The sequence below is a fragment of the Neobacillus novalis NBRC 102450 genome, assembly GCF_001591805.1.
GTDB lineage: Bacteria > Bacillota > Bacilli > Bacillales > Cytobacillaceae > Neobacillus > Neobacillus novalis.
The window spans coordinates 37321-60822 of sequence record NZ_BCVP01000039.1; the positions used below are offsets into that span (position 1 = coordinate 37321).

At 39.1% G+C, this 23502-nt stretch carries 25 protein-coding genes and 1 pseudogene; 13 read left to right on the forward strand and 13 right to left on the reverse strand.

What is annotated here, in order from left to right:
* Positions 1–240: 240 nt before the first annotated feature.
* The 4 genes from BANVL01_RS22065 to cysK all read left to right on the forward strand — a co-directional run bounded on the left by BANVL01_RS22065 (position 241) and on the right by cysK (position 3789).
* Positions 241–1026 (forward strand): ABC transporter ATP-binding protein, encoded by a 786-nt coding sequence (locus BANVL01_RS22065; RefSeq protein ID WP_066082985.1) that lies wholly within the window; start codon positions 241–243, stop codon positions 1024–1026.
* Complete coding sequence (locus BANVL01_RS22070) at positions 1010–1771, forward strand: ABC transporter permease (RefSeq protein WP_066082987.1); 762 nt, start codon at positions 1010–1012, stop codon at positions 1769–1771. The genes BANVL01_RS22065 and BANVL01_RS22070 overlap by 17 nt, the downstream gene beginning before the upstream one ends.
* A 15-nt stretch (positions 1772–1786) precedes the next feature.
* Complete coding sequence (locus tag BANVL01_RS22075; protein ID WP_066082991.1) at positions 1787–2785, forward strand: ABC transporter substrate-binding protein; 999 nt, start codon at positions 1787–1789, stop codon at positions 2783–2785.
* A gap of 80 nt (positions 2786–2865) precedes the next feature.
* Entirely contained in the window at positions 2866–3789 is a 924-nt protein-coding gene (gene cysK / locus BANVL01_RS22080) for a cysteine synthase A (RefSeq protein WP_066082996.1), read from the forward strand.
* Between the two features lie 911 nt (positions 3790–4700).
* Here the strand turns inward: cysK and BANVL01_RS22085 are convergent.
* Positions 4701–6374 carry a ribonuclease J gene (locus tag BANVL01_RS22085; RefSeq protein ID WP_066082997.1) on the reverse strand — a complete coding sequence of 558 codons (1674 nt, stop codon included), beginning with the start codon at positions 6372–6374 and terminating at the stop codon, positions 4701–4703.
* A gap of 253 nt (positions 6375–6627) precedes the next feature.
* On the opposite strand from BANVL01_RS22085, the gene BANVL01_RS22090 reads away from it, so the two are divergent.
* The 3 genes from BANVL01_RS22090 to BANVL01_RS22100 all read left to right on the forward strand — a co-directional run bounded on the left by BANVL01_RS22090 (position 6628) and on the right by BANVL01_RS22100 (position 8648).
* The gene (locus BANVL01_RS22090; RefSeq protein ID WP_066096083.1) at positions 6628–7173 is read left to right on the forward strand and encodes a GNAT family N-acetyltransferase; all 546 of its coding nucleotides are present in this window, start codon (positions 6628–6630) and stop codon (positions 7171–7173) included.
* Positions 7174–7326: 153 nt separating this feature from the next.
* The gene (locus tag BANVL01_RS22095; RefSeq protein WP_066083001.1) at positions 7327–7740 is read left to right on the forward strand and encodes a VOC family protein; all 414 of its coding nucleotides are present in this window, start codon (positions 7327–7329) and stop codon (positions 7738–7740) included.
* Positions 7741–7769: 29 nt separating this feature from the next.
* A complete protein-coding gene (locus tag BANVL01_RS22100; protein ID WP_066148071.1) occupies positions 7770–8648 on the forward strand; it encodes a hypothetical protein in 879 nt (292 codons plus the stop codon).
* Positions 8649–8827: 179 nt separating this feature from the next.
* Here the strand turns inward: BANVL01_RS22100 and BANVL01_RS22105 are convergent, their stop codons facing one another.
* The gene (locus BANVL01_RS22105; protein WP_066083006.1) at positions 8828–9343 is read right to left on the reverse strand and encodes a type 1 glutamine amidotransferase domain-containing protein; all 516 of its coding nucleotides are present in this window, start codon (positions 9341–9343) and stop codon (positions 8828–8830) included.
* 235 nt (positions 9344–9578) lie between these two features.
* On the opposite strand from BANVL01_RS22105, the gene BANVL01_RS22110 reads away from it, so the two are divergent.
* The 3 genes from BANVL01_RS22110 to BANVL01_RS22120 all read left to right on the forward strand — a co-directional run bounded on the left by BANVL01_RS22110 (position 9579) and on the right by BANVL01_RS22120 (position 11874).
* Positions 9579–10040, forward strand: a complete 462-nt coding sequence (locus BANVL01_RS22110; RefSeq protein ID WP_066083008.1) for a GNAT family N-acetyltransferase — start codon at positions 9579–9581, stop codon at positions 10038–10040.
* A 51-nt stretch (positions 10041–10091) separates the two neighbouring features.
* A complete protein-coding gene (locus BANVL01_RS22115; protein ID WP_066083013.1) occupies positions 10092–11189 on the forward strand; it encodes a metallophosphoesterase in 1098 nt (365 codons plus the stop codon).
* Positions 11190–11298: 109 nt separating this feature from the next.
* Positions 11299–11874 carry a general stress protein gene (locus tag BANVL01_RS22120; RefSeq protein ID WP_066083016.1) on the forward strand — a complete coding sequence of 192 codons (576 nt, stop codon included), beginning with the start codon at positions 11299–11301 and terminating at the stop codon, positions 11872–11874.
* 197 nt (positions 11875–12071) lie between these two features.
* On the opposite strand, the gene BANVL01_RS22125 is transcribed toward BANVL01_RS22120, so the two are convergent.
* The 3 genes from BANVL01_RS22125 to BANVL01_RS22135 form a co-directional block, all read right to left on the reverse strand.
* A complete protein-coding gene (locus BANVL01_RS22125; RefSeq protein WP_066083018.1) occupies positions 12072–12671 on the reverse strand; it encodes an NADPH-dependent FMN reductase in 600 nt (199 codons plus the stop codon).
* 113 nt (positions 12672–12784) lie between these two features.
* Complete coding sequence (locus BANVL01_RS22130; RefSeq protein WP_066083020.1) at positions 12785–13633, reverse strand: VOC family protein; 849 nt, start codon at positions 13631–13633, stop codon at positions 12785–12787.
* 19 nt (positions 13634–13652) lie between these two features.
* The gene (locus BANVL01_RS22135) at positions 13653–14060 is read right to left on the reverse strand and encodes a DoxX family protein (RefSeq protein ID WP_066083021.1); all 408 of its coding nucleotides are present in this window, start codon (positions 14058–14060) and stop codon (positions 13653–13655) included.
* Between the two features lie 195 nt (positions 14061–14255).
* On the opposite strand from BANVL01_RS22135, the gene BANVL01_RS22140 reads away from it, so the two are divergent.
* Complete coding sequence (locus BANVL01_RS22140; protein ID WP_066083026.1) at positions 14256–14564, forward strand: winged helix-turn-helix transcriptional regulator; 309 nt, start codon at positions 14256–14258, stop codon at positions 14562–14564.
* 210 nt (positions 14565–14774) lie between these two features.
* On the opposite strand, the gene BANVL01_RS22145 is transcribed toward BANVL01_RS22140, so the two are convergent.
* From BANVL01_RS22145 to BANVL01_RS22155, 3 genes are all read right to left on the reverse strand, one after another.
* On the reverse strand, positions 14775–15644 hold the full coding sequence (locus BANVL01_RS22145; protein WP_066083029.1) for a Cof-type HAD-IIB family hydrolase: 870 nt from the start codon (positions 15642–15644) through the stop codon (positions 14775–14777).
* Complete coding sequence (locus BANVL01_RS22150; RefSeq protein WP_066083032.1) at positions 15637–16413, reverse strand: DeoR/GlpR family DNA-binding transcription regulator; 777 nt, start codon at positions 16411–16413, stop codon at positions 15637–15639. The genes BANVL01_RS22145 and BANVL01_RS22150 overlap by 8 nt, the downstream gene beginning before the upstream one ends.
* A 346-nt stretch (positions 16414–16759) precedes the next feature.
* Entirely contained in the window at positions 16760–17263 is a 504-nt protein-coding gene (locus BANVL01_RS22155) for a DinB family protein (RefSeq protein WP_066083034.1), read from the reverse strand.
* Between the two features lie 354 nt (positions 17264–17617).
* Between BANVL01_RS22155 and BANVL01_RS22160 the strand changes: the two genes are divergently transcribed.
* Positions 17618–18250, forward strand: a complete 633-nt coding sequence (locus tag BANVL01_RS22160) for a flavodoxin family protein (RefSeq protein ID WP_066083036.1) — start codon at positions 17618–17620, stop codon at positions 18248–18250.
* 63 nt (positions 18251–18313) lie between these two features.
* On the opposite strand, the pseudogene BANVL01_RS22165 reads toward BANVL01_RS22160, so the two are convergent.
* The 5 genes and pseudogenes from BANVL01_RS22165 to BANVL01_RS22185 form a co-directional block, all read right to left on the reverse strand.
* A pseudogene (locus BANVL01_RS22165) lies at positions 18314–18541 on the reverse strand (hypothetical protein); the annotation flags it as partial.
* Positions 18542–18631: 90 nt separating this feature from the next.
* On the reverse strand, positions 18632–19003 hold the full coding sequence (locus BANVL01_RS22170) for a winged helix-turn-helix transcriptional regulator (protein WP_066083041.1): 372 nt from the start codon (positions 19001–19003) through the stop codon (positions 18632–18634).
* A gap of 80 nt (positions 19004–19083) precedes the next feature.
* Complete coding sequence (locus tag BANVL01_RS22175) at positions 19084–19926, reverse strand: pirin family protein (RefSeq protein ID WP_066083042.1); 843 nt, start codon at positions 19924–19926, stop codon at positions 19084–19086.
* Positions 19927–20517: 591 nt separating this feature from the next.
* Positions 20518–20799 carry a YggT family protein gene (locus tag BANVL01_RS22180; RefSeq protein ID WP_066083044.1) on the reverse strand — a complete coding sequence of 94 codons (282 nt, stop codon included), beginning with the start codon at positions 20797–20799 and terminating at the stop codon, positions 20518–20520.
* A 144-nt stretch (positions 20800–20943) separates the two neighbouring features.
* Entirely contained in the window at positions 20944–21186 is a 243-nt protein-coding gene (locus BANVL01_RS22185; RefSeq protein WP_066083046.1) for a hypothetical protein, read from the reverse strand.
* Positions 21187–21341: 155 nt separating this feature from the next.
* Between BANVL01_RS22185 and BANVL01_RS22190 the strand changes: the two genes are divergently transcribed.
* Complete coding sequence (locus tag BANVL01_RS22190; protein ID WP_082805102.1) at positions 21342–23255, forward strand: bifunctional 2',3'-cyclic-nucleotide 2'-phosphodiesterase/3'-nucleotidase; 1914 nt, start codon at positions 21342–21344, stop codon at positions 23253–23255.
* Positions 23256–23502 lie beyond the last annotated feature (247 nt).

Genomic DNA, 23502 nt, shown 5'->3' on the forward strand with positions numbered 1-23502 from the left:
GCCTTTCCAATAATCGGCTTTGCATGAGTGGAAGAAGTACCAGACAATCTTACGTGATTCTCCAACTGTAAGCACCCCCTTAACATTTAATGCTATTATTATATCATTCTTCAATTTAGCTAGTATAAAAAAACCTGAATAATTTTCTGAAAATTCCTTGACTTTAGTATTGGAAATTATATAATAAACAATATTAATCCGATTAAGTCAATGTGAATTATAGGTAAAGTGGGTGATGACTTGTTTCTCCAAATAAATAACATTAACAAACAATTTATCAATCAAAAGGTTACAAGTGATGTTTTAACAAATATAAATCTCGATATTAAAGAAGGAGAGTTTGTCTCGATTCTTGGACCTTCAGGCTGCGGGAAATCGACCTTGTTATCGATTGTTGCCGGCTTAACGAAGCCAACGAGCGGTGAGATCTTGTTGGGTGGGAATCCAATCAAAAAACCGGGGAAGGACCGGGGGATGGTTTTTCAAGAGGCAGCCTTATTTCCTTGGATGACGGTCGAAGAAAATGTGATGTTCCCGCTTCGAAAGGAAATGAAGAAAAGTGAAGCAAGGGAAGTTGCCCATCAGTATTTACAAATGGTTCAGCTAAGCAACTATACAAAGCATTCCCCGCATGAGCTTTCTGGCGGAATGCAGCAACGGGTCTCCATTGCCAGGGCACTTTCGATGAATCCCAAGGTATTGCTGATGGATGAACCGTTTGGTGCTCTTGATGAACAGACACGCGCAAGACTTCATCATGAATTAGAGAAAATCTGGATTGAAACAAAAAAGACGATTCTATTCGTCACCCATAGTATTAGTGAGTCTATTAAACTATCGGACAGAATCATTGTCATGGGAACGAGACCGGGTGTTGTTCTTGAAGACATCCATGTGAAAACTCCAAGACCTCGCGGTGAGCATCCGCAAGCAGTAGCTAAATTAGCAGAAAAAATTAATGGCTTGTTAAAAACGGAGATTGATAAAGTGGTAAAAGAGGAACTGGCATATGCAGCGAACAATTAAACGAATTATATTCTTTACACTTTTACTCATCATATGGCAGGCAGCTGTGAAGATATTGAATGTTTCGCCGGCCCTTATGCCTGCACCGACTGACGTAGTGAAAGCACTTGCTACAGGCTTTGAAGATAAAACCCTTATTTACGATATTCTTGCAAGTTTTCGAAGATTAGCCATTGGTTTAGTAATTGCCATTATCATTGGCTTCTGTTTAGGAATCTTGTTAGCAAAAAATAAAACAGCGGATGAAACATTAGGTACCTTGATCTTAGCGCTGCAGAGTGTACCAAGTATTGTCTGGCTACCAATTGCGATTATGTGGTTTGGCCTAAATGAAAGCTCTGTTATTTTTATTGTGATTCTGGGGGCAACCCTTGTTATTACCATCAATATGCGGATTGGGATTAAGAATGTACCGCCTCTTTATATCAGGGCTGCACAAACGATGGGGTCTGGCGGACTTGATCTGTTTGCAAAGGTTATTCTTCCTGCTTCCGTTCCGTATGCCGTTACCGGGATTAGACTGGGCTGGGCATTCGCCTGGCGCGCGCTGATGGCAGGAGAAATTTTGAGTACCGGGCCTGGGCTGGGTTATACGCTCAAGTACGCATCCGATTTCGGAAATATGAGTATGGTCATTGGTATTATGATTATTATCGGAGTCATTGGGACGATTGTAGATCTTACTTTCTTCCAACGAATCGAACAAAATGTCATTCGCCGTTGGGGATTGGAAACAAGTAAATAAGGGGGAGAAAGAAAGATGAAGAAAAAGACAAAAATCATCGGTATGTCATTTTTGCTAAGTATGGGATTATTAGCTGGCTGCGGTTCAAACGCATCGAGCGGCGGTGCTGGTTCCGAAAAGGTCGTAATTGGCTATTTTCCAAATATCGATCATGCACCGGCAATGGTAGCGAGAGAAAAAGGGTATTATGAAAAGGAATTAGGTAAAAACGTGAAAGTGGAATACAAAACGTTTCCTGATGGCGGCGCCTTTATGACGGCATTAAAGACAGGTGATATCGATGCCGGTTTGGTAGGTCCTGGGCCGGTTATGAATAACTTTACAAACGGTGCAGATGTTAAAATTATTGCGGGGGCATCATCAGGCGGAACAGCAATCGTTGCAAGTAAAAAAAGCGGGATCAATGCTGTTGAGGATTTCAAGGGCAAAACGTTTATCACACCTGGTGTCGGCTGCACACATGATGTCCAAATGGAAACATTCCTGCAAGACTATGGCATTTCATCGGCTAGAATCGGGGGAACCTTGAAGCATGTAACCGGAAACCCTGCACAATATGCAAGTATGTTTGAATCTGGTAAAGTGGATTTAGCCGCTGTACCAGAACCGTGGGCATCACAATTAGTAAAAGAGACAGGAGCAAAAATTATTGTTGACAGCTCCCAAATTTCTTACGGAAATACATTACCGAATACCATTTTAGTGGCTAGTGGCAAGAAAATTAAAGCTAACAAAGAAGTGATTGCGAAAATTGTCAAGGCACAAAAAGAAGCGATTGATTTTATCAATAAAAACCCTGATGAAGCAAAGAAAATTACGGTTAAGAGTATTAAGGAGATTACAAAGCAAGGACTTGACCAAGACGTAATGGATACGGCTTGGGGACACATCCACTTTACTGAAGATGTAAATCAGGATGTAATTGAACAATTTGCCAATTCTTCTGTTTACCTAAAATTTTTAAAAGAACTGCCAGAGTTTAACGCATTAATTGATACGCAATTTATTAATTAAACATGAGCGAAGGGATACTAGGTGAGTTCACTTAGATCCCTGCTTCTGTTTTGTAAAAATGATTTTGAAAGGTGAAGAAAATGAAACTTTATAGCTCTATTCTTGATTTAATTGGGAATACCCCAACTGTCAAACTTAATAAAATTCCAGACCCATCAGGTGCTGAAGTATATATGAAACTTGAATCTTTTAACCCCGGGGGAAGCGTGAAGGACCGTGCAGCGGTGAACATGATTGAGCGTGCGGAGGAAACGGGGAAACTGATTCCTGGAAAAAGTACGATTATTGAGCCGACATCTGGAAATACGGGGATTGGCATTGCCATGGTAGCTGCGGTGAAAGGCTATCGCTGTATTATCACCATGCCTGACAATGCCACTCAAGAGCGTGTAAAAATCTTAAAGGCTTATGGAGCGGAAGTTCATTTAACTCCAGGGGCCATGCGCATGCAAGGAGCAATTGATGAGGCCAACCGTTTGGCCCGAGAACTTCCGGACAGTTTTATTCCCATGCAGTTTGAGAATCCGGCCAATGCAGATGCCCACCGTGGAACGACTGCTGTCGAGATTTTGGAAGCTTTTGCAGGAAAGCTGGATGCCTTAGTGGTAACGGCAGGAACGGGCGGGACTGTTACCGGTGTCGGAGAAGAATTAAAGAAATCAATCCCAAACTTAAAAATATATGTGATCGAGCCATTCGGATCACCGGTCCTATCAGGCGGTAAACCGGGGCCTCATAAAATTCCCGGAACAGGTCCAGGGTTTATCCCGAAAATCTTAAACCGTGAAATTTTCGATGAAATCCTGCTCATTAAAGATGAAGATGCTGAAGTCATGGCCCGCCAACTTGCCGCACAAGAAGGAATCTTTGTCGGGGCATCAGGTGCATCCACTGCCCATTTTGCTGTTGAAATTGCCAAAAGACTCCCGTCTTCGGCAAGAGTTCTATGCTTGGCTCCGGATACAGGCGAGAGATATTTATCTTCTGACTTGTTTCCGGGTTAAAGTAATCGAATAAAAATAAAGTTTCCTCCAACGATAAAGGGTTCCGTATTGAGGTGTATATTAAAAAAATACCTGCTGAAAAGACAGTCGTATTGACACCGTTATTGGTATATTAAATGTGAAACTCGCAGAAGTAATTGGCGAGTTTCTTTATTAGGAATACTAAAACCTTATATATATATAAAATCTCACCTACTTGGATACGGTTTACCGTAACACATCAAAATGAGGTTCTTTTGCATTTTTGAGCTAAAACTCACTCCCTTTTAAATAAAAATGTCTTGTCCTTAATCGAGTAATCAGCAAAGCATAATAAGCAGAAATTTTCCGGTTAAATGCAGATTGGAGCTAGTTTCGGAGTAAATAAGGGGAGGTTTTCCGGTTAAATGCAGATTGGAGCTGATTTCGGAGTAAATAAGGGGAGGTTTTCCGATTATACCAAGCAAATACCCCCATTTTCGAATTTTTCGAGTCAATAGGCGGAATCTCTCCGTCTATTTACGCTTTTTTTTATAATAATTTCTCATTAAGCGGAATTTTTCCGTCTATTTATCAGATTGGGTGCTTACCTTGCTCCCCCAACCGATAAGTGCGGACCCTCCTTGATCCTAGATGCAGGAATCTGCAGCTTATAAAGATCAATAAAATTGGAACTCAAAACGGTACTGCAAATGACAGAAGTTTTAATCCTCTTTTTTAATTGTACAATACTTATTGTCCACCATAATAATGATGTCAATTGCTATGTCAAAGTTAATAGAATTTTGTAGAAACCTTGATAAATAAAGAAAAAGACGTATGCCAATTCATACGTCAATTCTTGTGTCTTTTAACAACAAAGCACCAGAGAATGGAGCCCTATACTCCAACGAGGAAGCTTTATTTTTTCGTATTTTCATTTGTGAGCGTCCTTATATTTCAATAATAATCGGAAGGATCATCGGCCTTCTCTTTGTTCTTGTAAATAAATATTGGCCAACCGATTTTTTAATATTTTGTTTGACTACATTCCACTGGCGAATTTTCTCCGCTTGTAAGTCAGTAACTGTTTTTTTAACGATGCGGTTAATCTCTCTGAGGAGATCTTCAGAATTTTTTACGTATACGAAACCACGGGTTATCGTGTCAGGACCTTGAATAATTTTTCCCTCCGTTTTGCTTAAGGTTAAAACAATCACGAGCATACCATCCTCAGAAAGCTGTTTGCGGTCTCGGAGCACAATTTCGCCTACATCGCCGACGCCCATTCCGTCCACATACGTATCCCCAGCCGGTATCCTCCGAGTCTGGCGGGCAATGGAGTTTTCGATATCAACTACATCCCCATTTTTAATAATAAACGTGTTTCCTGGCACGACTCCAACCGATTCGGCGAGCAAACGATGGTGATGCAGCATTCTAAATTCACCGTGAACGGGAATAAAATAGGTTGGCTTCATTAAGGTAAGCATGAGCTTTAAGTCTTCCTGGTATCCATGCCCAGAAACATGCATGCCTGTTGAGCTTCCAGATCCATAAATCACTATAGCGCCCAGTTGAAATAAGTTATCGATAATGCGTGAAACATCTTTCTCATTTCCGGGTATTGGCGATGCTGCTAAAATAACGGTGTCCCCGGGATAAATAGAAACATCCCGATAATTACCACTAGCAAGGCGGGCAAGGGCTGCCATGGGTTCTCCCTGACTCCCCGTACAGAGGATGGCAACTTTTTCAGGAGTAAATTGATCGACTTCCCTTGCCTCAATCAGCATCCCATCCGGTACGGTTAGATATCCACGTTCCATCGCTACTGAGACTACATTGACCATACTGCGGCCAAGCAAGGCAAGCTTTCGATTCGTCTTCATACAAGCTTCGACTATTTGCTGAACACGATTCACATTCGAAGCGAAGGTCGAAACAAAAATCTTTCCATCTGCTTTCATAAAAGCCTCATTCAGATGGCTGCCGACCATCCGCTCTGATGGTGACAGGCCGGAGCGCTCTGCATTGGTACTTTCAGAGATTAAACATAAGACACCTTGCTGACCGATAGCCGCCATTTTATGAATATCTGAATATTGGTCATTTGCGGGTGTTAAATCGAATTTGAAGTCGCCACTATGAACAACATTCCCTGCAGGCGTATGAAAGACAATCCCTAAACAATCCGGAATGCTATGGCTTACTTGGAAAAAGGATACGTTCAACTCTCCCAGGTCGAGTTTGGAATCGGAATTAATGGGTATGAGTTTTGTATCCCTAGTAAGCCGGTGCTCCTCTAATTTTAATTCAATTAAACCAAGAGTAAAACGTGTGGCATAAATGGGGACATTTATTTTTCGCAAGAGGTAAGGAATTCCGCCAATATGATCTTCGTGTCCATGTGTCACAATTAATGCACGGATTTTTTCTTGATTCTCTTCTAAGTAAGTAACATCCGGAATAATTAAATCGATTCCTAATAGACTCTCATCTGGAAATTTACCGCCACAGTCGATAATGATGAGATCTTCTCCATATTCGATAACATACATGTTTTTACCGATTTCATTGATTCCGCCTAAAGCGAAAATAGATAATGTATTTTCATTGGTTTTCAATTTCATCCCACCCAATTTCAATTAGATGCTGTTAGTATTCCATTTTTGAAATTGTTTATTTAAGGCGGAAATACAAATACAGGTAGTGGTCGGATATGACTGAACTATTTGATGGGAAGAGAAGACTTTTTTTGTTTTGGGCAATTTTATTAGAGAAAAAGAAAATGCTTCTGGAAAGATTCTCAATTTTTTGCAAATGCTTATTAGATTTACGTATAATTTAATTCAAAAGAAGTGATGGGAGTGAATGATAATTAGGATTAATTCAAGAGAATATTTTATTCATGATTTACGTTATATCATTAGGTCTGCAAACGAAAAGGATGCAAAAGATTTGTCTGAGGTAAGGGTGCAAATCGATGGTGAAACAGAAAATTTAGATCGAGAAAGTGGCGAGGCGTACATAGATGAATCAGGTTTTAAGCAAATCATTAAAGATGATACAGAAAGTGTGAATAACCTATTTTTAGTTGCTGAAGTAAATGGAAAAATTGTAGGTTTTTCAAGGTGTGAAGGGAACAAATTGAAAAGAACTTCTCATAAGGTAGAATTTGGCGTTTGTGTATTAAAAGAGTTTTGGGGGTACAGTATAGGACAAAGCCTTTTAAAAGAATCCATTCATTGGGCGGATTCAAATGGAATTAAGAAAATTACTTTGAGTGTCCTTGAAACCAATAACAAAGCAATTACGCTTTATCAAAAATATGGTTTTGAAGTGGAAGGTCTTTTAAAAAAGGACAAGGTTCTGTCTGACGGGAATTACTATAATACTATTTTGATGGGGAGATTTAACGAATAAGGGATTAGAGGATAATGAAGGTTGAAGCTGTTCCTGAGATAGTTTTTTCTATTTCAACAAAATGGTGTTTATGTTTTAACTATTTTAGAAGGTTCTTATTGATTAACGAAGAATATAAATATAATACTTTTGTTATGAATAGGAGGAAATCAAATGAACGAAAAATTAGTAAGGGTGGGTACAACTTATATACCTGTAAGGGATGTGGAGAATTCCTCCACATGGTACGTAAATAAATTAGGAGCTGAGTTAAGCTACAAAGATGAAGACAAAGCAATTTTGAACTTTGCCAACCAAAGCATTTTTCTTGTTAAATCAAAGGAAAATCAAAGTTCAAACTTTTATGATATTTACGGTGAAGAGCGTTTTTCGATAACATTTGAAGTGAATGGATTAGATGCATTAAAAGCTATTCATAGAAACTTTATCGAAAAAGAAATAAAAGTTGGAGAAATTGAGAACCGGGGACACGCTGGAAGGAACTTTGTTTTTTATGATTTAAATGGAAATAAATTTGATGTATGGAGTGAATTGAGTACGATATTTAAAGAAAAATATCTTGCTTGAAGAAAGATTCACATAACGAGGAAAATATGATGAAAAAAATAAATGAAATCATTGATGTCTTAATTAATAAAGGGTTGATAATGAATGATGGTCTGGAATTAAAGAGGTTAAGAAGTGGCACAACCAATGGCATGTTATATACTCTTCTTGCAAATAATATGCCGACCTTTGTAATAAAAATAGACCACCCGACGATTATAACTTCTACTGAGGATTTTCTGCTAGCCTATAAGGATATAAACTTGTTTCCTGACGTTCTTTATACAGACGATGACAAAGAATTTATCGCGTACTCTTATATTTCTGGAGAGACACACTATAATCGGGGATCTAAATTAGAATGGATGACAATATTAATAAAAGAGCTATTCGATAAATACCAAATGGCTGGTAATAACATTCCCTGGGGTAGAGTAAATGGAATACATAGAAACTCATGGTCAGATTTTAACCAAAGTAGTTTAAAGTCTGCTCAAGAGATTATAGGTGATTTCCTGCCAATTGAGGACCATAAAAGAATAGTGAAATTGGTAAATAAATTGGATACCTATCATCATCAAGAAGTGAAGTATTATCTACATGGGGATACGGGTGTTCATAATTTTGTATATTTGGATCATCAATTAAAAGGAGTTATTGACCCATCACCTTTAATTGGTCCAAAAGTATACGATTTTACTTATGCATTTTGTTCTTCTCCAGATAGTCTAAATTTAAGCACGCTATTGTCATTATTTTCGTTGTGGAATAGTTATGCTTCTTTTACTAAGGAACGAATTTTGGATGAAGTTCTTTTTCAATTATATAACCGTATCGGAGTATGTATTAAAGTACATCCGCAGGACTTAAGTGGTTACATGGAAACATGGAAAGAATGGAGAGAATACCTCCCCGCTGACTATTATTAAAATCACTAGAAGAATATCAGATTACTAATAAAATTCCTACTTTTTGTTGTAAAGTTCGTAGTACTCTTCCTAGAAATATAAAATCTAAAATGAAGAAGTGGTACATTAATTTTTTTCCTACTTTCCATCTTTATAAGGCATAAAAAAGAGACAGAAGGAAGCACCTCCTGCTCTCTTCGTTAACCCAAAACTCGCAAGGATTCTCGTACAAAGGCTGGTATGTCATCCGGCTGTCGGCTGGTGACCAGCTGATTCTGGCACACGACGACTTCTTTGTCATGCAAATTAGCGCCGGCATTCTTTAAGTCTACATGAATGGACTTATATCCCGTTACATCACGCCCTTCAAGCGTTTCTGCTGTGATCAGCAGCTGGGGGCCGTGGCAAATGGCTAGTACAGGTTTTTTAGCATCCATAAATGCTTTGGTGAAGCGTACAAAACGCTCGTCTGCACGAAGTATATCCGGCGAAAATCCACCTGGAAGGAAAAGTGCATCAAAGTCCTCAGGAGAGACATCATCAATGCTTTCATCAATGACGACTTCACTTTGTCCCTGCTTCCCCTTTACGGTTTTTCCCTTTTCCATTTCGATTGCAGTTATCTCATGGCCCTTTTCCTTCAAGGACTGAACGGGCTCCGCATATTCGGAATCCTCAAAATGATCCGTTACTAAAACAGCAATTTTTTTACTCATTGCAATCAACTCCTTATCCATTACTACGGATTAAAGTACCCTTCTTTACATTGGCTGAAACTTTCTATAGGGAGTAACGATAGTTAGCGAATTTATGACAAGGTAAAAAAATTCCAATATGAAAAAGCCTAATTTCGCCATTTTACTGAGAAATTGGGCTTTTTCGTTACCCCACAATCAATACCCATTACCAACTTATGCTAAAATTAGAGTGTAATATGGAGGGATGCTGCTTATGCTTGAAGTTCAATTGAAGGCAATTGAAACGGAGAAAAGAAATTCATTTCTAGACTATCTACTTTTAGCGGATGAAAGTGAAGAAATCGTTAGCGAGTACATAAATGATGGTGAGATGTTCGCCATTCTTTGCGAGGGACAAATCGTAGGGGTCGCTCAATTTATTTTCCTTCAGAACGGAATCGTTGAACTTAAAAATATTGCTATTATCGAGGATTACCGAGGAAAAGGCATAGGAAAATTAGTAATTAATGAGTCTTTCGATTTATATAAAATGAAGGGATTAAATAAAATGCTTGTCGGTACGGCTAATTCAAGTATTGCTAACATAGCATTTTATCAAAAGCTCGGGTTTAGAATGGTAGAAATTAAAAAGAATTTCTTTAAAAAGTATCCAACACCAATTTATGAGAATGGGATAAGGGCATTGGATATGGTGATGTTTGAGAGAGATTTGTAAACGTACATAGAGTACAAGTTAGAGGTCGATTTGATAAAAGGGGTATTTTAAATGGATAAAATTAAACAACTATCGATTCCAAAGGATTCAAGAGTGATTGTGATTTCTGATATACATGGAGAATTAGCCCTTTTTAAAGCGCTACTAGAAAAAGTTCAATTTAGCACAGAGGATTACTTGATTATAAATGGTGATCTGTGCGAAAAAGGCAGCAATAGCAAAGGCGTTGTCAGTTATGTCATGGAACTTGCGGCAACGAATCCAAGGGTTCATGTGATTGAAGGAAATTGCGAAACCTTAGTTGAAGAACTGTTAAACGAAAATCCACAGTTACTGGGCTACCTGCGGGCACGAAAGGACTCCATCTTCCATGAATGGCTGCAGCAAATTGGGGTTGAAATCACCGAAGAGACAACGGTCCAGCATATCAAGGAATGCCTGACAAAGCATTTTTACAAAGAAATAGAATGGTTGACCGCATTGCCTACGGCTATTGAAACCGATGAATATATTTTTGTTCATGCAGGGTTGGCCGACATTGATGACTGGAAACAAACAGATCGGGATACAGCGGTTTCACTGCCAGCCTTTTTAGAAAAGTCCCACCGTTCCGATAAATATGTGGTTGTCGGGCACTGGCCAGTAGGAAATTATTCTACCGACGTTTTGGTACATAACCCAATTATTGACCACGAGAAAAAAATCATTGCCATTGATGGCGGAAACAACGTTAAAGAAAGCGGACAATTAAATGCCTTGATCATGCAAAGAACGAACAATGAAACTGCCTATTCCTTTACCTATGTTGATCATTACCCGACATGTAAGGTAGGTGGAGATTTTAAGGCGGATCCGAAGATGTCCGGTTCTATTTCCTATCCATTTTACGAAATTGTGCCGGTTGAAAGAGAGAATCATTTTACATTATGCAAGCAGCCGGGAACGAATCAACTGCGATATGTTAAAAATGAATATATTCATAGAAATGAGAAAGGGCAATTCCAGGCGAAGACAGATATATCCTGCGCTCAGATTAGTGTAAAGAATGGCGACATCGTCTCTCTTTTAGATGATAGCTGTTCGGGATATAGCTTGATTAAAAAAGACGGTGCAGTCGGCTGGGTTGAACAAAATTTCATCTGTAGTTGAATGTTGTGGTCCCATGCACCAATCGAGGTTCATCAACAAAATAGGTGTTTCATTCCACCTAGTGGCGGGTAGTTAAAAAAAGACTACTCGTCCAAAGGAGGAAATTTCAATGTATACACATGAAAAGCACCTGGTGGGAGTTTATGATACTGAAAATGAGGCCATCCAGGCGGTTCAAGATTTAAAACGTCAGGGCTATGCAGCTGAGGAAATTTCGGTTATTGGGAAAAACAATGAACAGGTAGACGAAATTAATGATGTAACTGGTACAAAGACTGAAGAAGGTCTTGTTGCCGGTGCGGCGACAGGCGGTGCGCTAGGAGGGCTTGTCGGTTTGTTGGCAGGAGTAGGTGCTCTTGCGATACCCGGCATCGGGCCGTTTATAGCAGCTGGACCAATAGCGGCAACACTCACTGGCGCTGCTGTCGGTGCAGGGGCAGGCGGATTGACAGGAGCTTTAATTGGAATGGGCCTACCTGAAGAGGAAGCGGACCGTTATGAAGGCTATGTTAATGAAGGAAAAATCCTAGTCGTAGTTGAACGCCGTGAAAACCGTGTTAGGGATGACTATTTTGATACTAGCGTTAACCAGGGTGTAACTGGCGGAACAATAACTCCAAATGATCCGATCATATCCGACAATCCAGCCAACACTCGCTTGGACAACAACAACAGAGGTTTTTAATGAACGAAATGGACAACGGTGGCTGTCCCCAACTTGGGCAGGCGCCCATTTTTCTTTATGATCACTATTGGCTATTTTTTGTATGTAAAAGGACTAGCGCCGCATAAACAAATTGAAAATGGTGCCTGACACCAAGTGCTATTAAGTAATAGCGCAGTGGCAGGCACCGTTTTTAGTTCATGCAACAATTCGGAATTTTATCGCAATGTTTTTAATGCACCACTCCAAGCGATAACCTGGTCAAGCATTGCATTAACATTATCTAGATGAAGTTCAGCAGGTTTGAATTCCGTTCCGTTTTCAAAATCAGTAAATAAGGACAATGTTGGATGTACTCGAACATCAGCAATCATTAATTCTCCCATAATTCCACGTAAATGTTCAGCTGCACGAGCTCCACCAGTTGAACCATAACTTACGATCCCTGCTGCTTTGTTATTCCATCCTTCACGAGCAAAATCAAGTGCATTTTTTAGTGCCCCCGTGATGCTATGATTATATTCTTGAACGATGAATACGAATCCATCCAAATTAGCAAGTTTTTCATTCCAAGCCGCAATTCCTGGTTCTGTTCCATCGGTTGTTCCTAAAAACGGAAGATTGTAGTCAGCAATGTCTACAATTTCATAATTGGCCTCTCCACGTTTGTCAGCAATACCTTTTATCCATTCTCCTACTTGTGGGCTAACACGTCCTTGACGTGTGCTTCCTAAAATGATTCCAATTTTTAATTTTTCAGGTGTCATGATTTCTTCCTCCTTAGTTGATCTTCCAAACATTTTGTTTAATAAACCCATCTTTTACACCACCAGTAAATTATTTACTTGCTTATTTCTTTCTTTTCTAAGGTTTGGAGTGAGACATTCTTCTGCTAGTCATCCAAGAGATAAAAATAGTTAAAAATCATCAATTAGACTTGTAAGTAAATACGATTACCTGAAGGGTCTGAGGTAACGAAAGAACCTTTTTCTTCAGTGACGGATGCACCAATATTTTTTAACTGAACAATAATTTTATTTCTCTTATCCTCATTTGGAAGCATCAAAGTAAATGATTCAAGTCCAACACTATTAGGAGCAGGTGTAGGTGCACCTACGCCATTCCAAGTATTTAAACCAATATGATGATGGTATTTACCATCCGAAATGAAAAGGGCCTGAGCGCCATATCGGTTTACTACTTCAAATCCGAGTCCCATGATATAAAATTCTTCAGTCTTTTTTAATTCGGATACATGCAAATGAATATGTCCCATAACGGTGCCAGCAGGTAGACCTTTCCATGATTGCTGTTTACCTTCAGCTAGGAGGTCTGGAAAATTCAATGGATCAACAGCCATATCCACTTTACCGTTTTCCCAAACCCATTCGGAAGGGTCACGGTCTATATAGATTTCAATTCCATTTCCATCTGGGTCAGATAAGTAAAGAGCTTCACTCACAAGATGGTCTGAAGAACCAAATTGCAAACCAATTTCCAGAAAATGCCGCACTATTTTTGCTAGATCAGAGCGTTTAGGGAGAAGAAGCGCATAGTGATATAATCCTGTTGTTCTACCCTTCTTAGGAACAACGTTATTAGGTTGTTCAATGGATAATAAAACTGTCTTCCCATCCGCAGTAAGGTTTGCGGACCTGTCAGTTTGTTCTAATGCCTTAAAGCCGATTACTTCTTGATAAAACGCTAACGACCGTTCAAAATTTTGGACCTTTAAGTTAACTTGACCTACAAATGTAATTGGTTCATGATGGAAATTCATTTTAATTTCCTCCTTTTACTTAAGCTTTCTCTGAACGAAAAAGAACGTTATCTAAAGCTAAAAACGATTTGTTTGTTGTAGCGAGATATATTGAAATGGCTATTAAAGCTAAGTCAAGTTCGTACCCTGCCATTTGGCCATTTCCAAGAAATCCGACAGCGAGTTTAACTTTAACAATTGCACCAGCCAATACAATCGCAAATAGAATGGAAATAATCCTTGTTCCTACTCCTAAAACAATAGCGATTCCACCAATTAATTCAATTAGAGCTACTATATAAGCTGTAAAGCCTGGAAGACCTAAACTTTCAAACCAACCAACCGTATTTTCAATGCCGCCTTGAAATTTTGCTAACCCATGTATAAAGAAGGTTGCACCTAAAAATACCCTTAAAATTGTTGTAATAACTTCATTTTTTCTTAACATTTACTAAACTCTCCTTCATTATTTATTTAGTTCATACCTAACAACCTGCTTTTTAAGAAAAAACAATTCGTTAGTTAGTTACTTTATGTAAGTTAGTATATTATCATAATTAAATAAAGTCAAGTAAGTTTCCTGTAAAAAGTAATTTAATTATTTTTAAAAATGTTTATAATAGTAAGTAAGGAGTTGATTTAATTGGATAAGTCGATTTGTCCTAGATTTGAAAAAGCCATGGGGTTTTTGAGCCAAAGGTGGACTGGTATGATAATTTACCAGCTTTTATCTGGTCCGCAGCGTTTTTGTACGATTGAATCTTCAGTGGGTGTAAGTGGCAGAGTGCTTTCAGAGAGATTAAAGGTTCTGGAGAACGAGGGGATTGTGAAACGAGATGTTTATCCAGAAACTCCAGTTCGGATCGAATATTCCTTAACGGATAAAGGTTTAGCACTAGAACCTCTTATGAAAGATATAGAAAAATGGTCACAAAACTGGTTGGACGCATAAGTATTAAGGCAGCAGGGGGGCACCATCTTTAGAGGCAGTCGGTGGAACCACGATGGTTCAAATTGACGATTTAATTAAACAATGCTTGAATGAGCTTAGGACTTGACTCTAAGCTTATTTTAATACTTAAACCCACATTGTCACGCCGCTTTTTGCGTTACGCCAATGTGGGTTTAAGTATTTTTTAATAAATATTATAAAAAATCACCATTACTCGCGTAGTAAAGAGTAGATAAAATGAGCTACTCCGTCCTCAATATTTGTCAGGGTTACTTCCTGGCAGGAATCCTTGATTTCCTTCGAGGCATTGCCCATAGCGGCACTTCTTCCGGCCATTCGGAGCATAGATAAATCGTTGTTGCTGTCACCAACCGCTGCCGTATCGGCTAGGTTCAACTCTAGTTTGTTAGCCAGAATCTCTAAAGCAATACCTTTTGACGCGCTTTTGTGTTCGAATTCAAAGTTATGCTTAGCAGACGTCACCATCGTTATATCTTTCAGCTGCTTAAATTGTGTCTTCCCTATTTTTAGCTTTTCTTCGTCAAATGAAAAGGCAAGGATATTATAAACATCGACATTGGTGTCACACAGCTCTTTATATGAAGTGATAAATGAAAATCCGGTTTGGCTGTATTGCTTCTCAGCGGCCTCTTTCAGCTGCTTGATGCTTACCTCTGGGTTGGCACTTTTGACTCTGTCCATTTCGATGGCCAAAAGTTCACGGCCGTTCTGCGGAGACAAGATAGAATCTTGACTAAAAATCTCATAATAGTATTCTTCTTGCTCAAGCCAGTTCAAAATATGGAATGCATCGTCCGGATTGATCGGAACAGAATGAAACAGTTCACCGCCCGGCTGATGGATGGTCGCTCCGTTGGCCCCGATAATCCAGGTTTTCAAGCCCGTATTTTTAATAAGGTTTTGGACATCAAAATGGGCCCGCCCTGTCGCAATAACGACTTCTACTCCATTGGCTTGGGCATATTGGATTGCCTCCAAATTCTTCTGGCTTATCTGATTTTCTTCGTTTAGTAAGGTGCCATCTAAATCAACAGCAATTAATCTTACCAACTTACTCATCTCCCTCTTCTAAGTCAGCAGTTAATAGCTCGACATTGTTTTTATAGAGCAACTCCCTAAACTCCTTTGACGGAGTTTGGTCTGTTATCAGAAGATCAACATCCTGTAAATCAGCAAATCGGAAAAAGTCTGTGTGTCCGAGTTTCGTATGGTCGGCTAATACAATCACTTGCTTGGATTGCTGGATCATTTTCCGTTTGACGAGGCCATCCTCCTCATGAGCGATTGTTAATCCTTTTTCGGAAATTCCTACCACTCCAATAAACACCTTATCTACATGGTAGTCCGAGAGTTTTTCTATCACAGTGGAGCCGTAGAGGAAACGGTGCTCTTGTTGAAGCGTGCCTCCTAGGAGCTGAATATTGATTTCCTGATTGGAAGATAATACTTCTGCCTGATTAATGGAATTGGTAATAATCGTACAATCCATGTTTTTGATTTGCTCTGCACAGGCTTGAACGGTTGTTGAGGCATCCAAAATCACTCTGTCACCGGGATAGATGAGTGAGGCAGCCTTAATTCCAATAACCTGCTTTTCTTCAGTTACAAAATTTAAGCGCTTGGAATAGCTCTTGACTTCATCATGAACGGAAGGGAGAATTGCTCCTCCACGTGTCCGAACAATCGCTTTATCTTCTTCAAGCCTGACAAGATCCCTTCTTGCTGTATCTCTGGATACATCAAAGATAGTGCAAATTTGTTCCACTGAAATCCTGTTATGCTTTTGAAGGAAATCCATAATCGATACTAATCTCTCTTCTTGATACAAGGAAATCACCTGCAGTCATAAGTGTTTATAAGTAATTATACGTATTCCGAGTAATATTGCAAGTATATATAAGTTTTTGTAAGTGAATAAACTTAATTGATGATAAAAAATAAGTTATCAGCGAATCTACAATTTTATCAGCGAATCAATAAAAGCAACAATCTTTTAGAAAAGAGCCATTAAAAATTAGGAATTAAAACGATCATATTATCGCCGTAACGGAAACAGATTCTTTTTTTTTAAAGGCTCTGTTAAACTTTAATGTTGAAAATAGGTCAAAATTATGGGAAACTCTATATTTATTGGGTTTCCCATTCCTATTACTATCGAACTCGTTGAAATAATGTTAAAGTGGCGGATTTTCCACACCTAAGTGAATCCAATCTTCTTTTGGTGGTCCATAAACCCCAAAAGGTTTGATTCCAGCTTGACGCATAAGAATTGTAACTTGTCCACGATGATGAATAATGTGTTTAATTAGTCCCATTAAAATTTGAGCATTTGTTTCTTCCCTACCAAATGCAGTTCGCAATTCTTTCAAAGATTCGTCTGCCCATTGTTGTTCAATGGCTTTGACTGCATAAGAACTTATATTTTTAAAGGTTTCAGCAATTTCTTTAGCTGAGGTAGGTACATTTTCTACATTTTCAACTTCGTCTACTTTCAACCCAAAATGAGCTAGATATTCTGGGATATTTGTTGTGAAATGCCAGACAATTCTTCCCAAAGTACGCCCTTCTGGGTAAACTTTTTGTTTCAATGAATCATCAGTTAAACCTTCCAAGACCTTTTGAGTTAGCGTTGCCTCCCAATTCCATTCTCTAATAAAGTCTGCAATCGTTACATACATATACAATACCTCCATAATCTACATTTCAATATTTTTTTATTTCAGAAGACACATTATAAAACATTTGTTCATATTTTTCGACTTTGTCATGATCCTATACCTCATCTTGGCACTCACGATTGGATTGCAGGATTGTATGTTTTATTTCGTATTAGTAATCTTTTTAAAAGTTAATAAAATGTATGATTTGTAACCAATTGGGGACGTGAACTTGGCACTTTCATAGTTTGTTGTCACGCCGTTACATATGCGGTTGCAGCAGCCTTTTATACCGCGAACGAACCGGATTTCTAGTTTAATAAAAAATTCTCAGGGTAAAGAAATACTATTACCATGATCTAAGGAGATGTAGCAATGAGCATTAAAGCGCTAGTTTTAAATTGCAGTTTGAAAGACAGCACGCAGCAATCCAATACCCGTGCGCTGATTAACGAGATTGTAAAAATTTTTGATGAAAACAGAGCGGAGACGGAAGTGCTCAGGATGGCTGATTATAATATCGGCTTTGGAATTACCCATGAGGCGGTGAATGATAAGGATCAATGGCCAGAGATTTTTGAAAAAGTGAAGCAGGCGGATATCCTTTTGCTTGGCTCGCCGATTTGGCTTGGCGAACAGAGCAGCCTAGCCACTTTGGTTGTAGAAAGATTGTATGGTGGAAGCAGCCTTACGAACGAAAAAGGCCAGTACATTTACTATAACAAGGTGGGCGGAGTGGTTGTGACCGGGAATGAAGACGGTGCGAAAAACGTCTCAAGCTACCTAATTTACGCATTGTCGCATATTGGGTTTACGATTCCTCCAAATGTGGACACCTATTGGGTGGGGGAAGCGGGCCCTGGTCCATCCTTTATTGAGGCAAACGGGAAAGAGAACGATTTTACGATGCAACACGCAAAAATAACTGCTTACAATTTACTGCATTTTGCCCGGTTGCTGAAAGAGTATCCGATTCCGGCAGAAGGAAATGTGAATGAAAGTCGATAGTAAGGTGGCTTGGAAAGTTTGAATTTAAAACTCAAATAACATGCTAAATTATCAGTCCGATGCAATAAACGGATCAATGCCTTCGCTACGGGCCTTGATTAGAGCTGCCCCCAGATCGGCAAAGTGAACCACCTTTTCGTTGAGCGATTTACCGTTTTGCTTTATAAGTTCCTCTTGGGCTTTTCTCCCTTTGGAGAGTAAAATCATGATCTGCCTGTCATGAATTTCGAATGCCTGGTCTGCTAAATCCTGAATCAGCTCCAATAAATATGCGACTAAAATGGCATCCTTTACTGCCTGCGGTGGGTTGTTTTCCTCATCTTGGTCAAAATGAGGTAGGGAACGAATGTCTGCTATTTCGATGTCTATTTTATCCTTGTGTTAATCATCTTTGTCATTTTGATTGTCAGTACCTTGAATGAACAGCATTTGTGTTTTCCTTTGAAGATGGGCTTCTCCCCATTCATGCATCAATTCTAAAATGGTTTGAAGGGATTTCCCATATTCTGTCATGGAATATTCCACTTTTGGCGGAACTTGAGGATACACTACCCTTTCGACAATGCCTTCCTGTTCAAGATCTCTAAGATGAGAAGTCAACACTTTCTGGGTAACACCAGGCATGACATGTTGCAGTTCGCTAAACCGCATCGTCCCATAATGAATCAAATTTAGCATGATGGCAATTTTCCATTTCCCAATTATCATGTCCATCGTAGTTGCTACTCTGCAATGATCGGGTTTATTGTCCATTGTTTTGCCTCCATTAAAAGAATAATTATCAACGCTAGGGATGATTACTTTTAGATTATTTTTTGTCTTTATTCACTAAACTAGTCCAGAAAAGTCCCGTTTCTATAATCAATATAGGCTTGGAGAATTTCATCTTCCGTATTCATCACAAATGGACCTCTTGCAACAACAGGTTCTCCAACCGGTTCTCCAGCATACAGCATCACATGCATGTCTTCTTCAGCTTTTATTTTAATATCACTTCTTTCAGCATGATTACCTGAACCAAGCCACAATACCTCACCAGCATTACCGGATGTATGCTCAGAGCCAAAAGTGCCTGAACCTTTTAGAACATATAAGAATCCATTATAGGAGCCTGGGATTTCTGGGGTAATTTCACTTCCTGAATCCATTTTGAATTCAACCATCGTTACTGGAGTAATATTCAATGTTGGTGCAGTTAACCCATTTACTGAACCTGAGAATACCTTAGTAGATACACCATTTTCCACTATGTGTGGCATGTCGTTTTTTCGAAGATCTTGATAACGTGCTGCTGTCATTTTTTGTTTTGCTGGAATGTTTACCCAAAGTTGAAGCAGGTTAACCAGCTCTCCACGAGCAGCATCTTCAACGTGCTCAACGCCTCTGCCAGCTGTCATCCATTGTGCATCCCCAGGGTGAAGAACGCCTGCCCCATGCTTGTTATCATAATGATTTAGGTTGCCGTCAATCATATATGTTACCGTTTCAATTCCACGGTGAGGGTGGACTCCAAAGACACCGCTTCGCATGTGGTCATGTGCCATTAACAAAAAGGGATCATGTTGTTTCCAGTGTCCTGGTTCGATTACCCATGCCATTGTATGAATATTACTATTACGTTGGAATTCAGGAGTGTATTTATGACTAATTGTTCTATTGTAAACGTGGCTATTCATCATTGATTCCTCCTTTGAACTTGTTTGCGTCGATACAATGAGCTGTTCTCTACGGAACCTATTATCTAACCTAAGGGTCAGAATGTTAAGTAGGTACTTTAATGTGGGGTAGTTTCTTTGAAGAAACTATGGATTACAGAGCCAGTTTTAGCCGAGAAAAATTTTAATATTTATTGGAAATAGGGTAGCTATTAGAGATGTTCACAAATAAAAAAGCAAGCCTTCTTAATGAAGAATTGCAGCATTCGAATTATTGACATAAGTCTGACTTTGAATATTCCTTTTTAATTTCCTTCTTCCACGTTAGCTCAACAGGATTTCTCACTTCCAGTTGTATATATATTAATTTATATACAGCTATTATCATAAAAAAACGAGAGTTAAGTGGGGATATTTAATAACGAAAATAAAAAATTAGTGGGATTAATTAAAGCACAGGAATTTAATCAAAAAGTGGCGAACAGTGACTGGCACTGTTCGCAGCTGTGAAAGTTGATTTAAATCTATTTTCTTTGGTGCAATCGAGATACAATAATAATTAGAGAACTACTTTAATTAACCCATTATGGCTGATAAGCCCCCGAATCCCTCTTAAATTCCTATAACGTTCAATGACTGCCGAAGACCTTCTAGAGCAAATCCGCCTAGATATTTTAAAGCAAATAATGCGATGATGGGTGAAAAATCAATTGGTCCAAGGGGGGGAATAAACCGCCTAAACAAGCTTAAATAAGGATCAACTAGTTTGTAAATCCATTCCCCCACCTTTGATGATTGAAATCGAGGAAACCATGAACCAAAAATAGCTATTAAGATTAGCCAATAATAAACCTCAAATAAATAATATCCAATTTGTAAAATGTTTGAGCCCAAATTAAATCTCCTGCCTATACTGTTTTTTTACTATTGTACCAAACCTTTTTGTCAACCTATACATATACGTTTAAGTCTCTGCAAAGTTTCATATTTCTTTTTGATAGCAGTGGGACGATGGGGCAGGCAGGGGCAGGCAAATTTTTATGAATCCTTAAGTAAACTTTTCACTTTTTCTTCGGACAAATTTGTCATTTTCATCACTCCCAGGATTTGATCCATTTCGTCCACATTAAGAACATTAGCCGACATAGTTAAAATAAAAGCAAGAATTTGACTTTGCTTCTCCTGATCCTTTATTTTGCCAGAAATATATGCTGAATCAAGCGTTATATCTGAACGTGACTTTTTACTATTCATAAAAGGTAATAGAACTAGTTTTCCCATATCCGCTTCCGATAACTCTTCACTTGATTCAATTTTTTTCCATAACTCAATTTAATCATATTCTTGGAAAAAGATACAAATACTATTTTCGTTTGTATGATTTTGATAAGGAGGTTTATCGATTGGTTAAACAAGTTTCCATCTTTTTAGTTTCCATGCTGGTCGTGGTTGGACAGTTCCTACCTTTACATGCCGATGCCAAAAAGGCAGACGGGACTGTTCAGCTACGCTTGCTTGAAACGACCGATATTCATGCTTTTTTAGCAAATTATGATTATTATCAGACAAAACAAGACGATAAGGTTGGTCTGGTGAAAACCGCTACCCTCATCAAACAGGCACGAAATGAAGTGAAAAATTCAATGTTGTTTGATAATGGGGATGAGATTCAAGGGAATCCTCTAGGGGATTATGTCGCAAAAGTAAAGGGATTAAAAAAAGGCGATGTCCATCCTGTTTATCGTGCCTTTAATCTATTAGGTTACGACGCCACCACAGTGGGCAACCATGAATTTAATTATGGGCTGGACTTTTTAGCCGAAACCCTTAATGATGCCAGAATGCCTGTTGTGAATGCGAATGTTTATAAAGCAGGAACAGATAAGCCTTATTTTGAACCATACGTCATTTTGAATAAAAAGGTTATCGATAATCGTGGAAAAAAGCAAATGATCAAAGTAGGGGTGATTGGCTTTGTAACACCACAGATTATGGAATGGGATAAAGCTAATTTAGAAGGAAAAGTGGAGACGAAATCCATTGCGGAGTCCGCGAAAAAATATGTTCCGATGTTGAAAAAGAAGGGGGCCAATGTCATTGTTGCCCTTGCACATACGGGAATAAGCGGGGAGCCTTATCAGCCTGGAATGGAGAATGCGGCTTACTATTTAACACAAATAAAAGACATTGATGCCGTTTTGACTGGCCACCAACATAACACCTTCCCAGGCCCGATTTATAAAGATTTAGCGAATACGAATCTTGAGAAAGGAACTATTAATGGGAAACCGGTAGTAATGGCGGGAGCATTCGGCAGTCATCTTGGAGTCATTGACCTCCAATTACAGAAGCAGCGTGGAAAGTGGAATGTGGTTGACAGTAAGGCCGCATTAAGACCGATTGTCGATGCAGAGGGTAAATCGATTGTGCAAACAGATGAGAAATTAATGAAGGCGATATTACCAGAGCATGAAGGAACGATTAAATATGTTAATCAACCTGTCGGAGAAACGACGGCTCCAATATTTAGCTATTTTTCGCTCGTTCAGGATGATCCTTCTGTTCAAATTGTAAATAACGCACAGACTGATTATTTAGTGGAAAAATTAAAAGACCCAGCCTACAGTAAGTATGCGGGTATTCCTGTTCTTTCAGCAGCAGCGCCATTTAAAGCAGGCGGTCGTAACGGTCCTGATTATTATACGGATATTCCTGCGGGAACGCTGGCGATTAAAAATGTCGCGGACCTATATTTGTATCCGAATACGCTTCAGGCAAAAATCGTGAATGGGGCACAGCTCAAAGAATGGCTGGAAATGAGTGCTGGGCAATTCAATCAGCTGGATCCAACTAAAACGGGCGAGCAGCCGTTAATTAATCCGGATTTTCCATCGTTTAATTTTGATGTGATTGATGGTGTGCAGTATCAAATCGATGTGACAAAACCGGCTAAATATGATGGTAACGGAAATGTAATCAATGCAGGGGCAAGTCGAATTGTCAATCTCACGTATCAAGGTAAGCCTGTTACAGGAAACCAACAATTTATCGTCGCGACAAATAACTACCGTGCTTCTAGCACCACTTTCCCTGGAGTTAGTCAGGGCGAAATCGTCTTAAAGGCTCCAGATGAAAATCGGCAAATTGTCACGAACTATATTCAAGAACATAAAACAATTAATCCGTCGGCTGACCAAAACTGGTCGTTTGTAAAATTCAAAGGTACTGTGGTACCGGTGTTTGATTCATCACCAAAGGCACAAAATTACCTTAGTCAGTACCCTAATATTAAGTATATTGGACCATCTAGTGGGGGATTTGCAAAATATTCGATTGATTTAATGGAATAACCAGTGTTTGATTGCTCCAATGGAGAAGGCTGCCCTAATGAATTTTGGGGCAGCCATTTTTGAAACGACTTTGAGAATTGTTCAGCCCCAGTATCCTGCATTTTCCAGTTGCAATCTATTGCAAAGAGATTAATAATGCCCGAGAAAGCGGAAAAAGGGTCATCACGGTCATAGTGCCCGTGAGCTAGGGAAAAAGCCAAGAACGGGCACTCAGGGAGGTCCAAAGTGCCCATGAACAAAGGAAAGA

What these genes read in the sequence shown, in the direction of transcription:
- BANVL01_RS22070 (WP_066082987.1), top strand. Translation starts at nt 1,010, where the DNA reads ATGCAGCGAACAATTAAACGAATTATATTCTTTACACTTTTACTCATC.
- BANVL01_RS22075 (WP_066082991.1), top strand. Translation starts at nt 1,787, where the DNA reads ATGAAGAAAAAGACAAAAATCATCGGTATGTCATTTTTGCTAAGTATG.
- cysK (WP_066082996.1), top strand. Translation starts at nt 2,866, where the DNA reads ATGAAACTTTATAGCTCTATTCTTGATTTAATTGGGAATACCCCAACT.
- BANVL01_RS22095 (WP_066083001.1), top strand. Translation starts at nt 7,327, where the DNA reads ATGAACGAAAAATTAGTAAGGGTGGGTACAACTTATATACCTGTAAGG.
- BANVL01_RS22100 (WP_066148071.1), top strand. Translation starts at nt 7,770, where the DNA reads ATGAAAAAAATAAATGAAATCATTGATGTCTTAATTAATAAAGGGTTG.
- BANVL01_RS22105 (WP_066083006.1), bottom strand. Translation starts at nt 9,343, where the DNA reads ATGAGTAAAAAAATTGCTGTTTTAGTAACGGATCATTTTGAGGATTCC.
- BANVL01_RS22110 (WP_066083008.1), top strand. Translation starts at nt 9,579, where the DNA reads ATGCTTGAAGTTCAATTGAAGGCAATTGAAACGGAGAAAAGAAATTCA.
- BANVL01_RS22115 (WP_066083013.1), top strand. Translation starts at nt 10,092, where the DNA reads ATGGATAAAATTAAACAACTATCGATTCCAAAGGATTCAAGAGTGATT.
- BANVL01_RS22120 (WP_066083016.1), top strand. Translation starts at nt 11,299, where the DNA reads ATGTATACACATGAAAAGCACCTGGTGGGAGTTTATGATACTGAAAAT.
- BANVL01_RS22125 (WP_066083018.1), bottom strand. Translation starts at nt 12,671, where the DNA reads ATGGGTTTATTAAACAAAATGTTTGGAAGATCAACTAAGGAGGAAGAA.
- BANVL01_RS22130 (WP_066083020.1), bottom strand. Translation starts at nt 13,633, where the DNA reads ATGAATTTCCATCATGAACCAATTACATTTGTAGGTCAAGTTAACTTA.
- BANVL01_RS22135 (WP_066083021.1), bottom strand. Translation starts at nt 14,060, where the DNA reads ATGTTAAGAAAAAATGAAGTTATTACAACAATTTTAAGGGTATTTTTA.
- BANVL01_RS22145 (WP_066083029.1), bottom strand. Translation starts at nt 15,644, where the DNA reads ATGAGTAAGTTGGTAAGATTAATTGCTGTTGATTTAGATGGCACCTTA.
- BANVL01_RS22155 (WP_066083034.1), bottom strand. Translation starts at nt 17,263, where the DNA reads ATGTATGTAACGATTGCAGACTTTATTAGAGAATGGAATTGGGAGGCA.
- BANVL01_RS22160 (WP_066083036.1), top strand. Translation starts at nt 17,618, where the DNA reads ATGAGCATTAAAGCGCTAGTTTTAAATTGCAGTTTGAAAGACAGCACG.
- BANVL01_RS22170 (WP_066083041.1), bottom strand. Translation starts at nt 19,003, where the DNA reads ATGGACAATAAACCCGATCATTGCAGAGTAGCAACTACGATGGACATG.
- BANVL01_RS22175 (WP_066083042.1), bottom strand. Translation starts at nt 19,926, where the DNA reads ATGAATAGCCACGTTTACAATAGAACAATTAGTCATAAATACACTCCT.
- BANVL01_RS22185 (WP_066083046.1), bottom strand. Translation starts at nt 21,186, where the DNA reads ATGGGAAAACTAGTTCTATTACCTTTTATGAATAGTAAAAAGTCACGT.
- BANVL01_RS22190 (WP_082805102.1), top strand. Translation starts at nt 21,342, where the DNA reads ATGCTGGTCGTGGTTGGACAGTTCCTACCTTTACATGCCGATGCCAAA.